A 14,394-nucleotide genomic window follows, 5' to 3' on the forward strand; every position below is an offset into this window, starting at 1 on the left:
GGCTATAACAAAGCTTACTGATAAAACAGCTTTAATCATCAGCCTGTAAATATTTTTAAATACTTCATTGATTACAATCTTAATAGTTTATATGAACTTAGTAAACTAGATAATTAAGATAAAAAATAATTTTACAAATAATACAATTATTGGTTATTCTAAATTCAAGGAGATAGTGATAAGATGGATGATATAGGCTTTTAACAATAAGCCGCCTAACATCGACTAGCTCACTATTTGAGTGTATGTTAATCAATAAATACTAGGGTAAAAAAAATGGCGATTCAAACTGTATCAACCAAACCTTTTGCTAATCAAAAACCAGGGACATCTGGATTACGAAATAAAGTTACTGCTTTTCAGCAACCAGGATATTTAGAGAATTTTGTACAATCTGTATTTAACTCTTTGGATGATATAGAAGGCAAGACTCTAGTAGTAGGTGGAGATGGTCGCTATTATAATGATGTTGCAATACAAACTATAGTTAGAATGGCAGCAGCTAATGGGTTTGGTAAAATTATAGTTGGTCAAAATGGTATCTTTTCTACTCCGGCTGTTAGTTGCGTTATCCGGAAGTATAAAGCTTTTGGTGGGATTGTATTATCAGCAAGTCATAATCCTGGTGGTCCAAAAGGAGACTTTGGAATTAAATATAATGTTTCTAATGGTGGTCCAGCTCCTGAAAAAAATACAGACAGAATTTTTTCTGAAACAAAAAAAATTAATCAATATTTTATAAGTGATGCACCTAAGGAAAGCCTTGACTTAGACAAATTAGGTACATACCAGATAGAGAACACAATAGTTGAAGTTATTAATTCGGTAATTGATTATGCTGAGTTAATGCAACAAATATTTGATTTTGGTAAAATTCGCGAACTATTTGCTAAAGGCTTTAAGGTACGTTTTGACTCTATGAGTGCTGTATCTGGTCCTTATGCAAAGTATATTTTTGAAACTCTTTTGCAAGCTCCAGCTGGTACAGTTGTCAATGCTGAACCACTTGAAGATTTTGGTGGTTTTCATCCGGATCCAAATCCTGTCAATGCCGAAGACTTAGTCAAGCATATGCGTAGCGGAGAATATGATTTTGGTGCGGCATCTGATGGCGATGCTGATAGAAATATGATTGTTGGTAAACAAATAGATGTATCACCTTCAGATAGTCTAGCAATTATGGCTGCAAATGCGCATCTTATACCAGCGTATTCAAAAGGAATCAAAGGTGTTGCTAGATCGATGCCTACATCAACAGCGGTTGATAGGGTGGCAGAGTCATTAGGTCTACGTTGTTTTGAGACTCCAACTGGATGGAAATTCTTTGGTAATTTATTAGATGCTCAGAAAATCACATTATGTGGTGAAGAGAGTTATGGTACTGGCTCTGATCATATCCGTGAGAAAGATGGGGTTTGGGCTGTGCTATTTTGGTTGAATCTAGTTGCTGCTACGGGCAAGCAAGTTGATCAGTTGGTTGAGGAACATTGGCAAAAATTTGGACGTAACTTCTATTCAAGACATGACTATGAGGCTATAGATACTGCGATTGCTAACTCTATTATGGACTCTTTAAGAGAAAGGTTGTCTAGTCTTGCAGGAACTCAATTAAATGGTGAGAAAGTCGCTAAAGCAGATGATTTTAGTTATACAGATCCAATAGATGGTTCAGTTTCTAACCATCAAGGAATAAGAATTATTTTTGAAGATGGTTCCCGTATTGTGTTTAGGTTATCTGGTACAGGAACACAGGGTGCTACTTTACGTATATATTTAGAAAAATATGAGTCAGATTCTTCTAAGTTTAGTAAACCGACACAACAAGCTCTAGCTAGCTTGATAGAGATTGCTGAAGATTTGACCAATATCAAACCTTTAACAGGAATGACTGAACCAACTGTAGTTACTTAACTAAAATTTTTTTAACATAAAGGAGCTTATGATATGGATAATCATAATTCATCACATCAGTTGTACAAAAAAGCTATGGCATTAGTTTTAGCTGGGGGACGTGGATCACGTTTATACAACTTAACTGATACTAGAGCAAAACCAGCAGTATATTTCGGAGGCAAATTCAGGATTATCGATTTTGCGCTATCTAACTGTTTAAACTCTGGTATTAGAAGAATAGGTGTAGTAACTCAGTATAAGTCACATTCACTATTGCGTCATTTACAGCGTGGCTGGGGATTTTTACGTGGAGAACTAAATGAGTTTATCGATCTTTTACCGGCACAGCAGAGAGTTGATGAAGAACACTGGTATAGAGGTACTGCCGATGCTGTTTATCAGAATATCGATATTTTACGCTCATATGGTCCTGAGTATGTGATAGTTTTAGCAGGAGATCATATCTACAAGATGGATTATTCAGTTATGCTTAGAGATCATGTTAAAAGTGGTTATAAGTGTACAGTAGGATGTGTTGAAATTGATAAAGAAGAAGCGTATGCATTTGGTATTATGGGTATTGATGAAAATCGTAAAATCACAAGTTTTATCGAAAAGCCTAAAAAAAATGCACCAACAATCCCTGGTACTACTGATAGATGCTATGCAAGTATGGGTATTTATATATTTAATTCTGACTATTTATACGACTTACTTGAAGAAGATATTGCAAATAAAGAGTCAAGCCATGATTTTGGTAAAGATATAATTCCAAGAGTAGTTAGCGAAAATCAAGCTTTAGCTCATCCATTTAGTATGTCTTGTGTACCTAGAGGAGGTGGTGTTGAGCCATATTGGCGAGATGTTGGTACTATTGACGCGTTTTGGGAAGCTAACCTTGATTTAGCAGCGAATATGCCTGAGCTAAATATTTATGATAAAGATTGGCCAGTTTGGACAGCTCAAGAACAGCTACCGCCTGCTAAATTCGTTCCTGATAGAAAAGGTAAGCATGGGGTTATTACTAATACTCTAGCTGCTAGTGGTTGTATTGTTTTAGGTTCAGAAATATCAAAGTCTTTGATGTTTTCAAATGTTAGAATCTCATCCAACTGTGTTATCGATCAGTGTGTGATAATGCCTGAGGTTGTTGTTGGCGAAAACTGTCGTCTGAAAAAAGTTGTAATTGATAAAGGTTGTGATATCCCTGCCGGTATGGTTATTGGTGAGGATCCTAAAGAAGATGCTAAGAATTTCTACAGAACTGATAAGGGCGTAGTACTAGTAACTAAAAAAATGATAGATAAACTAAGAGAAGAGTAAGAGAAGTCTATGCGAGTTTTACATGTATGTAGTGAGCTGTATCCACTACTAAAAACAGGTGGTTTAGCAGATGTCACAGCAGCTTTACCTCCAGCATTATCTAAATTTAGAGTTGATAGTAGAGTTTTAGTTCCTGGGTTTCCAGCATTTATCGGGGCTGTTGAGGATAAAAAGCTTTTGCTTAAGCTTCCAGGGCGATTTGGTAGTGATGAGATAGCTATTTTTTTGGCTAAAATACCTGACTCAAAGCTAGATATATATGTAATTGATGCTCCTAGTCTGTATAATCGTCCTGGTAATCCCTATGCTGATAATAAAAATCAAGCTTATACTGATAACTATTTAAGATTTGCTTTATTAGCTTGGGTAGCAGCAAGACTTGCTGAAGGGCTAGATTCTTGTTGGCGGCCAGATATAGTACACAGTCATGATTGGCATGCTGGCTTAGTACCTGCATACATAAAAGCAACAGAAATTGCGACTGGTATAAAATCTGTCAAGACGGTGTTTACAATACATAATCTAGCTTATCAAGGGCTTTTCCCGCTAAGTACTTTTTCAGAACTGGATTTACCAGGACATTTTTTAAGCATAAATGGCTTAGAATTCTACGGTCAAGTGTCTTTTATGAAAGCTGGATTATACTTTGCTGATAAGATCACTACAGTTAGTCCTACATATGCCAAAGAGATACAGACTTACCAACAAGGGTGTGGTCTTGAGGGTTTGCTCGCAGATCGACATAATGATTTATATGGTGTATTAAATGGCGTAGATCCACAAATATGGAATCCTAAAAAAGATACTCTTATAGAGGCTAACTACTCATCTACTACAGTTGCGACAGGTAAAGCAGAGTGTAAGATAGCATTACAACAAATGATGGGTTTAGCTAAAAGAGAAGATGCACTTTTATTTGGTATAGTAACTCGGCTTACAGAGCAAAAAGGCCTAAACCTTTTAATTGAAGCAATAGGCGAAATCACTAGTAGAGGTGGTCAAGTTGTTTTATTGGGAAGTGGTGATAAAGCTTTAGAAGAAGCATTTTTAGCGGCTGCTAAGAAATCTCCTAAATCAATAGCTGTACAAATTGGCTATGATGAAGAGCAAGCTCATCGTATAGTTGCTGGTTCAGATGTGATATTGGTACCATCACGTTTTGAACCTTGCGGATTGACACAGTTATATGGTTTAACTTATGGTACTCTACCTCTTGTACATAAAGTTGGTGGATTAGCAGATACAGTTACTGATTCCTCTTTGGAGAATTTAGCTGATGGTACAGCTACTGGATTTGTCTTTGATGAGTTTAGTGTTGAGTCTCTAACTTTAGCAATTCGTAGAGCTTTTGCATTATACAATCGTAAAGCAGATTGGAAAAAAGTTAGAAAAACAGCTATGCAACAAAAAGTAACTTGGGACTCATCAGCCGAAAAAATATATCAAATATATAAAAATTTAGTCAGAGAAAATAGCTAAAATATTTTCTATATCTTGTATAGAAAATGTTTTAATGACATTATATTCTTTACTGAAATTAATATTTTAAACTCAAATCGGTTTCCTATAAAAGGTCTTGTATTATGAATGAAAAAAATCAAATTAAATTATACCTTGAAAAAATACTAAATTGTGATGTAAGTGCAGCAAATGATCAAGATTTGTATTATGCATTACTGACTTATGCTAAAGATCAAAGTGCAAATCTTCCAGAACAAGATTATAAAAAGAAAATTTATTATATTTCTAGTGAATTTCTGATAGGTAAAATGCTAATTAGCAATCTGATAAATTTAGGTGTATATAATGATATCTGCCAAATACTAAAAGAAAGTGGTAAAGATATTGTACAGATTGAGGAGTTTGAGCCAGAGCCTTCGCTTGGTAATGGAGGTCTAGGTAGATTAGCCGCATGTTTCTTGGATTCTATAGCATCACTAGGTATTCCTGGTACAGGGATTAGTTTGAATTATCATTACGGTTTGTTTAAACAAAAGTTTAAAAATCATTGTCAAAATGAGAAACCTAATCCGTGGATTGAGAAATTAGGTTGGCTAAATAAAAAAGATACTAGTTATAAAGTTGATTTTAATGATTTTAGTGTTGAATCACAATTGTATGAGATTGATATTGTTGGCTATCAGAATAATTTTGTCAATAAGCTATGTTTATTCGATATTACTAGTGTTGATGTAACTGTTATCCAAGATAATATTACTTTTGATAAAACAGCTATTGAGAAAAATTTAACACTGTTTTTATATCCAGATGATAGTGATGAGGCTGGCCATCTTTTGAGGATTTTTCAACAGTATTTTATGGTTAGTAATGCGGTAAGTTTGATTTTCTCTGATATAACTAACAAAGGCTATTCATTAGTAAACTTACCTGAGCATGCGGTTGTCCAGATTAATGATACACATCCGACTCTAGTGATTCCTGAGTTAATACGTCAATTGGTTACTAATGGTATCGATATTGATAAAGCAATAGAGCTTGTAAGTAAAACAGCGGCTTATACTAACCATACAATTTTAGCAGAGGCTTTAGAAAAGTGGCCTTTGAGATATTTAGAGAAAGTTTTATCTAAAGAAATTATAGATATCATCAAGTATTTAGACAAAAAAGTAAAGCAACAATATAAACAGTCAGAGTTAGCTATCATTGATACTAATAATTGTGTACATATGGCACATATTTGTATTCATTATAGTTTTAGTGTTAATGGTGTAGCAGCATTGCATACAGATATTCTTAAAAAAGCTGAGTTAAAACATTTTAATGAGATATATCCAAATAAGTTTAATAATAAAACTAATGGTATTACTTTCAGACGTTGGTTATTACAAGCTAACCCAGAGCTAACTAGTTATTTGAAAAGTTTGATTGGCGATAGCTTTGTACAAGATTCTAAACAACTTGAGAAACTATTGGCATATCATAATGATAAAAATGTCTTAGCTAAACTTGATGAAATTAAGAAAGCTAAAAAAGCGCAATTTATTGAGTTTGCTAGCTATTATTCAGGAGTTGAGCTTTTAGAGAATGGTATATTTGATGTGCAAATAAAGCGTATTCATGAATATAAGCGCCAGCAAATGAATGCTTTGTATATTATTCATAAATACCTTGAGATTAAGTCAGGATTATATCCAAAACCTAAGCGCCCAATCAATTTTATCTTTGGTGGAAAAGCAGCGCCTGCATATATAATAGCAAAAGATGTAATTCATCTTATATTATGTTTACAAGAGCTTATAAATAACGATGCTGATGTTAATCAATATATACGAGTTTTATTTGTAGAAAACTATAATGTTAGTATTGCCGAAAAGTTAATTCCTGCTGCTGATATTTCCGAGCAAATTTCATTAGCATCAAAAGAAGCTAGTGGTACTGGTAATATGAAATTTATGCTAAATGGAGCTATTACACTTGGTACTATGGACGGCGCTAATGTTGAGATTGCTGATTTAGTAGGAAGTGCAAATATGTATACTTTTGGTAAAGATAGTAACACTATTATTGATTTATATAAAACTAGTGGTTATAAAGCTATTGAGTACTATAATAATCCAGTTATTAAAAATGCTGTAGATTTTATAACTTCACCAACAATGCTGGCTATTGGTGATAAAGATAAATTAACTAGACTATTTAATGAGCTTATAAATAAGGATTGGTTTATGACTTTAATTGACTTGGTTGAGTATATTAAGGTCAAAGACAAAATGCTTAGAGATTATGAAAATCGTGAAGATTGGTTAAGAATGAGCTTAGTAAATAGTGCTAAGTCAGGCTTTTTTAGCTCGGACAGAACAATTGGACAGTATAATAAATATATTTGGAAAATCTAAGATTATTTGAGTAATATTCTTCATCAAACAAGAGAAAAGCTATGAGAAAAGCTGGATTATTATTAGCTATTTCAAGTTTGCCTAGCCAGTTTGGTATTGGTGACTTGGGTAAAAGTGCTTATGAATTTGTTGATATTCTAAAACAAGCAAATACTAAGATTTGGCAGGTATTACCACTTACACCATTAGGCTTCGGTAACTCGCCATATCAGTCGAGCTCTTCTTTTGCTGGAGATGAAATCTATATTAGCTTAGAAAAACTAGCAGATTATGGTTTGCTTGAAGAATCATCTCTTAAAAAACTAAATGTAAACTCTGACAAAGTTGAATATGAACTTGTTCGTAATTTCAAAGATAACTATCTTAAAGAAGCATTTAGTAATTTTCAAAGCTCAAAAGATAAGTTTGAACAAGAGTATAATGATTTTATAACTCAAAACTCTTGGGTTAAAAACTATACTATTTTTAAAGCTTTTAGAAAGGCTAATAATAACCAAGCTTGGAATTTTTGGACTGCAGAATATAAAAACTGGATTAAAGAGAAAGCAATAGAGCTTGATCAATTCCAGCAAGAGATAGATTACCAAATATTTTTGCAGTTTATCTTTTATAAGCAGTGGTTTGAGCTAAGAGGGTATGCTAATAAAAATAATATCGAAATCATGGGCGATTTACCTATCTATTTAGGTTTTGACTCTGCTGATGTCTGGGAGCATCAAGAAATATTTTTATTAGACGAGAATCAAAATCCTAGTTTTGTTGCGGGAGTTCCACCTGACTTTTTCTCAGAAACTGGTCAACTATGGGGTAATCCTCTATATGATTGGGATAAACTCAAACAAACAAACTTTGATTTTTGGATAGATCGACTCAATGGCAACTTCAAGCTATTTGATATAGTTAGGATTGATCATTTTAGAGCTTTTGATACTTATTGGAAAATCCCAGCAGGTGAAAAAACTGCTATAAATGGTGAGTGGGTTGAGGCTCCTGGGTATGAATTTTTTGATATGGTATATAAGCGCATTCTTAATGCTAATATCATTGCTGAAGATCTAGGAGATTTAAGACCAGAGGTATTTGAGCTGAGAGACCACTATAACCTTAAAGGTATGAAGGTTTTTCCATTTCACTTTGATCTAAAAACTGCTAATTTTATTGAAGATGCTAATATCATTGCTTATTCAGGTACTCACGATAATAATACTCTAAAAGGTTGGTATTTTGATGAGCTAAACAGATACCAGAGAAAGCTTTTAAAACGTTATTTTAAAGCTAATGATAAAAATATCTTTAGAAAGATTATTAAATATCTACTAAATTGTGATGCTAAATATGTAATATTGCCAGTACAAGATATTTTAGAATTAGATAGTAATGCTAGGCTAAATACTCCTGGCACTGTAGGCGAACCTAATTGGCAATGGAAATTGGTTGATTTTAATTTACTTAAGTCAAAAACTAATCGCTTAGCTAAACAGATATCTAAGTCTATAAATCATTAATATTTTTCCGATTCTTATAAGATACTTATTAGTATTCAAATATGATAAAATCTTTTACAAAATTATAATTATGTGAAAATTTTAATTAGTATGCTTACATTTCAAGAAATTATTTTAAAACTACATCATTATTGGGCATCTAAAGGTTGTGCTATTATTCAACCACTAGATATGGAAGTAGGTGCTGGAACATTTCATCCAGCTACAACTCTGCGCGCGATAGGTCCAGAGCCATGGACAGCTGCGTATGTACAACCATCTAGAAGGCCTACGGATGGTCGCTATGGCGAGAATCCTAACCGTACGCAACATTATTATCAATATCAAGTTGTGATGAAGCCATCGCCTGATGATATTCAAGAGCTATATTTAGGTTCACTTAGAGAGTTAGGCATTGATCCTTTAGAGAATGATATTCGCTTTGTTGAAGATAATTGGGAATCGCCAACATTAGGAGCTTGGGGATTAGGTTGGGAAGTATGGTCAAATGGTATGGAAATTACACAGTTTACATATTTCCAACAAGTGGGTGGACTTGAGTGTAAGCCTGTAATGGGTGAGATTACTTATGGTCTTGAGCGACTGGCTATGTATATTCAAAATGTTGATAGCATGTATGATATCTTATGGGCTAATACGCAAAATGGGCCTTTATATTACCGTGATGTATTCTTACAAAATGAAATTGAGATGTCGACTTATAACTTTGAAGAAGCTAATGTTGAAGAGCTTTTCAAACAGTTTGATTTATTAGAGAAAGAAGGTTATAGACTAGTAGGAAAAAATCTACCAATTCCAGCTTATGAATTTGTGTTAAAAGCATCGCATACATTTAACCTATTAGATGCGCGTCATGCTATATCTGTTACAGAAAGACAAGGCTATATTCTAAGAGTTAGAAAATTAGCGCTAGAAGTAGCTAAAGCATATTACAGTGCTAGAGAAAAATTGGGTTTTCCAGCTTTTAAAAAAGGCAATTGATTAAATGCTTTCGCTAACTTACGATGTAAGTTTTAGCGACATACTTTTTGCAATAGCAGAAAAAGTATGCAAAACTGCTTAGCACATGTTCGCGCTTTAATGTAAGTCATTGGTGCCTACAAAACTCGCAAGCTCAGACAGTTGTAGTCACTGGATCAATGACTCTGACATAAGCTTGCCACAAAGTGCTCTAATGTGGTGAAAATTAAAATGAAAAATATAAACCAAATATTAAAATTTCTAGATATTCAAACCTTATCTCAAAATAATTTTCAAATTGAATCGCTATCTTTAGATAGTCGTAAGTGTGATGATAAATCGGCATTTGTAGCTCTCAAGGGTCAGTTAACCGATGGTAATAAATATATTAATAGTGTTTTAGCTAAAGATATCAGTTTAGTATTAACAGATAGTCATGAATTTGAAGACCAGAAACGTGTTTTTTATATTCAAAATTTAAAAGAGAAACTATCGACCCTTGCAAAATGGTTTTATGATTATGAGAAACCACAAAATATAATAGGTATAACAGGTACAAATGGTAAAACTTCTATCTCTAGTTATATTGCTCAATTTTTAGATTTAAGTTCACAAAAAACGTTACTTTTAGGTACAAATGGCAATGGCATTTATCCTGATTTAAAAGAGAGTTCACATACGACATTAGATATATTGTCTTTGTATCAAACTATTTCATATCATAAAAACTATCAAAATCTTGTTATGGAAGTATCTTCTCATTCATTAGATCAAAAACGTACTGAAGGCTTAGATTTTGATGTTGCTGTATTTAGTAATCTTAGCCATGATCACCTTGATTACCATAAGTCTATGGCAAGTTACTTTGAAGCTAAGGCAAAATTGTTTCAATTCAAAAGACTTAAAAAAACCATAATAAATATAGATGATGAGTATGGTCAAAGACTGTGTAATATGACAAAGGTACCGGTTATCACAGTGAGTCTAAAATCTGAATATGCGGATGTCTATATTAAGCCTAAATCTATAGAAGATATTAAAACTAAGTTTGAAATGTTTTTTAATGGTAGGTTTGTTGGTGAATATACAACTAAGCTTATCGGTGATTTTAACTTGATGAATTTGGGCTTGAGCTTTGCATCACTTGATGGTGTGTTAGACTGGGATTGTATATTAGATCTAGGAAATATCAAACCAGTGAAAGGCCGAATGGAAGTAATAGAGCTAGATAATGATATAAAGATAGTTATTGATTATGCGCATACTCCAGATGCTTTAGAAAAAGCTCTACAAACTCTAGCTAACTATAATCCAAATAATCTATGGTGTATTTTTGGTTGTGGTGGTAATAGAGATACTTCCAAAAGACCTAAAATGGCTCAAATAGCAGAAGAATACGCTAATAAAATAGTTGTTACAGAAGATAATAATCGTTTCGAAAATATTGAAAATATTTTTAGTGATATTAAGAAAGGATTTAAGTATCCTCAAAAGCATATTTTTATCACCTCTCGAGAACAAGCTATTAGATTTAGTATAGAAAATGCTAATCAAGGCGATATTATTTTATTAGCAGGTAAGGGTCATGAATGTTACCTTGATAAGAATGGCATTAAAGAGTATTTTGATGAAAGAGAAATTATAAAAAATATGCTGTAATATTATTTGAATATAGTAAATAAAGAAATATAATTCATTTTTCACATTGAGATCATAGAAATGATTAATAAAAAAGTTTTGACCGTATCAATGGCTGCGATTTTATTAGCTAGTTGCTCATCTGTACAATTAAATCCTATAGCTAGTAAGGTGGAAATATCTAGAGCTGCTCCTGCGAAAGATTGTAAATTTATTAATACCATTACAGGTACACAAGGTAACTTCTTTACTGGTGCATTTACATCTAATAATAATTTGCAGGAAGGTGCATATAACAAAGTAAGAAATAAAGCAGCTAAAATGGGGGGTAATTATATTCAGCTAATATCTAGCCAAGCTGGAAATACCGGTAGCGGAGGTGGATTTGATGGTGATTATAATTCCAGCTATGAACAAACAAACTATACTGTAACAGGTTCTGTTTATAATTGCCCAAGTAATAATTCTTAAGATAACTTATTAGTTTTATTTTAAGATTAATGCTAAAGATAATATTGAAAAAATGAAAGTCTTTAAACGATAAGAAATAGATGAGAGAAATCTATAATAACTAGCCTTTAGTCATTGATTATCTTAGAATATATCTAATTAATAATTAAACTATTTGCACTTTCATTCATGATCAAGTCACTAAAACAATTAGCAACCCAAGCAGGCTTAGAATATTTGGGTGAAGATGTATCAATACAAACAGTAGCTATAAATTCAAACGAAGTAAGACAAGATTGCTTATTTGTTGCAATTATAGCTAATCGTGATGGGCATGAGTTTATTCCAAGTGCTATTGCTAATCGCGCTAAAGCTGTTCTAGTTTCAAAAAAACAGGATTTAGATATCCCACAAGTAGTTTGTAGTAATACTATCAAAGGCTTACGAGCTTTAGCCAAAGAGTATCGTAAAACTCTAACTATGCCGACAATATCCTTAACAGGTAGTTGTGGTAAAACAACGGTTAAAGAGATGATAGTAACTCTACTTGGAGGTAAAAAAGTTCACTTTACTCAAGGTAATCTAAATAATTATCTTGGTGTGCCAATGACAATACTAGAAACCCCACATGACGTTGATTTTGCGGTGATTGAGGCCGGTACAAATGTTGGCGGTGAAATAAAAGCCGCTGCTGATATTATCCAACCAAATATAGCGATGATTACAAATGTTGGAGCTAGTCACTTAGAGAATTTAAAAACATTAGATGGTGTAATGATAGAAAAAGGTGAGCTTCTTAAAGCTCTACCCAAAGACGGCTTTTGTATTGTAAATCTTGATGATGAAAGAATACCAAACTATGCATATAAATTAGACTGTAAGAAAATTACTTGCTCAATGAGTAATCAAGATGCTGATATTTTGATTTTAGATTATCAGGTTACTCCAGAGTTATACGATGTTAAGATTAGAATTTTTGACAAAGAATATAGCTATCAGTTGCCAAATATTGGTAAACATAATTTGTCTAATAGTATGCTTGCAATAGCTAGTGTAGTCGCTGCAGGACTCGAACCAAACAGTTTTTTACAAAATACGCAAAATATCAAAAATTATAAAGGTAGATTTTCAACTGAAAAGCTAAATGATAAGTTAACTCTTGTAGATGATACATATAATGCTAGTGCTGGAGCTGTCCAAGCTGCCATTGAAGATTTGGCTGAATTTGATGGTAAAAAAGTTATAGCAATTACCTCAATGAGAGAATTAGGTGATGAGGCTGAAAATTATCATCGTAAGATGGGACAATGGCTTAATGAAGCAAACTTAGATAAGATATTTCTATTTGGCGAAAAAAAATTAATAAAGTTTGCTTTAGAAGAGTATAAAAATTCAAATGTCAAATACTATGATGACAAGCAACAGCTAAATGATGATCTATTAAAAGTACTTACTGAGTATAAATCGCAAAATACTAAACTTACTGTCAAAGGAGCTAGAAGCTTCAAGATGGAAGAAGTTGTAGCTTTCGTTAAGCAGATAATATAGTTATAGAGGAGTTATTTTTAGGATTAAACTCTCTTCTTTGATAATATTTAAAACTCTTCTTAGAGGTTCTGCAGCTCCCCATAATAGCTGATCTCCTACCGTGAAACAATGAAATATATCATCAGCTAATAGGGATGATTTGATACGACCTATAGCAATATCAAGAGTTCCTGAAGTAGCTTGAGGTGTTAGATATTTTAGAGTATCTTCTTTATTATTATCTATTAATTTAACCCATTGATTGCCCTGAGAAATTTTTTGCTTAATCTCATCAATTGTTAGTTTCTTTCTAAGCTTGATAGTTAAAGCTTGGGAGTGTGATCTTAGGCTAGGAACTCTGACACATACGCCATCAACAGGAATTGTTTTTTTAGTATCTAGAATCTTGTTTAGTTCGGTAGCTGCTTTGTACTCTTCTTTTGTTTGTCCACTAGGCATACCAACATCTATCCAAGGCAATAGATTATAAGCCAATGTTTGTACAGTTTTTTGTTGTGGAATTTTTGAAGAGTCTTTAGATAGTTCTCTTAGAGTTTTTTCTCTTGTTAAGATATCTGAATTTATATCATCAGCTTTACTTAAAAGATCAGCTTGTTGGAGAATTTCTTGCATTGCTGCAGCACCAGCTCCTGAGATAGCTTGATAAGTACTAGAGTTAACCCATTCAACAAGATCTTCTTTAAGTAGTCCAGCTATAGCTAGAGACATTAAACTAACAGTGCAATTACTACCTATGAAGTCTTTTTTACCACTATCAATAGAGTTGATTATTTGCTTATGATTTAACGGATCTAAAACTAAAGTACTATCATTCTCTAAACGTAGTGTCGATGCAGCATCTATCCAAAAACCTTGCCAGCCAGCTTTTCTTAATTTGTGGTGTATTTCCTTGGTATATTCACCACCTTGACAGCTTAGAAGTATATCCATACTACTTAGTTGGTCGATACTATAGGCATTTTGTAACGCTCCATATTGTTGCATAAAACCTGTTGGCAGCTGTCCTGTCTGGGATGTCGAGAAAAATGTTGGTGAAATATCATCAAAATCCTTTGATTCAACCATTCGTGACATCAAAACTGAGCCGACCATTCCGCGCCAACCAATAAAACCAACTTTAAGCATAAAACCCTCATAATTATTAGTGATAAAATTTACTGTTAAAGTATAATACAAAAGTAACTAATTTGATATTTGTTCAACATAAGAGTATAAAAAGT

At 33.0% G+C, this 14,394-nt stretch carries 10 protein-coding genes; 9 read left to right on the forward strand and 1 reads right to left on the reverse strand.

Annotated features, from left to right (window positions below; all coding sequences use genetic code 11):
* The first annotated feature begins 276 nt into the window (after positions 1 to 276).
* The 9 genes from FSC454_RS02410 to FSC454_RS02450 all read left to right on the forward strand — a co-directional run bounded on the left by FSC454_RS02410 (position 277) and on the right by FSC454_RS02450 (position 13,174).
* Positions 277 to 1,911 carry an alpha-D-glucose phosphate-specific phosphoglucomutase gene (locus FSC454_RS02410; protein ID WP_066044827.1) on the forward strand — a complete coding sequence of 545 codons (1,635 nt, stop codon included), beginning with the start codon at positions 277 to 279 and terminating at the stop codon, positions 1,909 to 1,911.
* Between the two features lie 33 nt (positions 1,912 to 1,944).
* A complete protein-coding gene (gene glgC / locus FSC454_RS02415; RefSeq protein ID WP_014547790.1) occupies positions 1,945 to 3,216 on the forward strand; it encodes a glucose-1-phosphate adenylyltransferase in 1,272 nt (423 codons plus the stop codon).
* Positions 3,217 to 3,225: 9 nt separating this feature from the next.
* On the forward strand, positions 3,226 to 4,695 hold the full coding sequence (gene glgA / locus FSC454_RS02420) for a glycogen synthase GlgA (protein ID WP_066044829.1): 1,470 nt from the start codon (positions 3,226 to 3,228) through the stop codon (positions 4,693 to 4,695).
* Positions 4,696 to 4,799: 104 nt separating this feature from the next.
* Positions 4,800 to 7,073: a glycogen/starch/alpha-glucan phosphorylase gene (locus tag FSC454_RS02425; protein WP_066044831.1), complete on the forward strand. Its 2,274-nt coding sequence runs from the start codon at positions 4,800 to 4,802 to the stop codon at positions 7,071 to 7,073.
* A 41-nt stretch (positions 7,074 to 7,114) separates the two neighbouring features.
* The gene (gene malQ, locus FSC454_RS02430; RefSeq protein ID WP_066044833.1) at positions 7,115 to 8,578 is read left to right on the forward strand and encodes a 4-alpha-glucanotransferase; all 1,464 of its coding nucleotides are present in this window, start codon (positions 7,115 to 7,117) and stop codon (positions 8,576 to 8,578) included.
* Between the two features lie 90 nt (positions 8,579 to 8,668).
* Positions 8,669 to 9,559, forward strand: a complete 891-nt coding sequence (gene glyQ / locus FSC454_RS02435; RefSeq protein WP_066044835.1) for a glycine--tRNA ligase subunit alpha — start codon at positions 8,669 to 8,671, stop codon at positions 9,557 to 9,559.
* A 210-nt stretch (positions 9,560 to 9,769) separates the two neighbouring features.
* Positions 9,770 to 11,197, forward strand: a complete 1,428-nt coding sequence (locus tag FSC454_RS02440) for a UDP-N-acetylmuramoyl-L-alanyl-D-glutamate--2,6-diaminopimelate ligase (RefSeq protein ID WP_066044837.1) — start codon at positions 9,770 to 9,772, stop codon at positions 11,195 to 11,197.
* A gap of 54 nt (positions 11,198 to 11,251) precedes the next feature.
* Entirely contained in the window at positions 11,252 to 11,647 is a 396-nt protein-coding gene (locus FSC454_RS02445) for a DUF4156 domain-containing protein (protein ID WP_325148002.1), read from the forward strand.
* Positions 11,648 to 11,815: 168 nt separating this feature from the next.
* The gene (locus FSC454_RS02450; protein WP_066044840.1) at positions 11,816 to 13,174 is read left to right on the forward strand and encodes a UDP-N-acetylmuramoyl-tripeptide--D-alanyl-D-alanine ligase; all 1,359 of its coding nucleotides are present in this window, start codon (positions 11,816 to 11,818) and stop codon (positions 13,172 to 13,174) included.
* Here the strand turns inward: FSC454_RS02450 and asd are convergent, their stop codons facing one another.
* A complete protein-coding gene (gene asd / locus FSC454_RS02455; RefSeq protein ID WP_066044841.1) occupies positions 13,175 to 14,299 on the reverse strand; it encodes an aspartate-semialdehyde dehydrogenase in 1,125 nt (374 codons plus the stop codon).
* Positions 14,300 to 14,394 lie beyond the last annotated feature (95 nt).

Origin of the sequence: Francisella hispaniensis FSC454 (genome assembly GCF_001885235.1) — a bacterium.
Lineage (GTDB): Bacteria > Pseudomonadota > Gammaproteobacteria > Francisellales > Francisellaceae > Francisella > Francisella hispaniensis.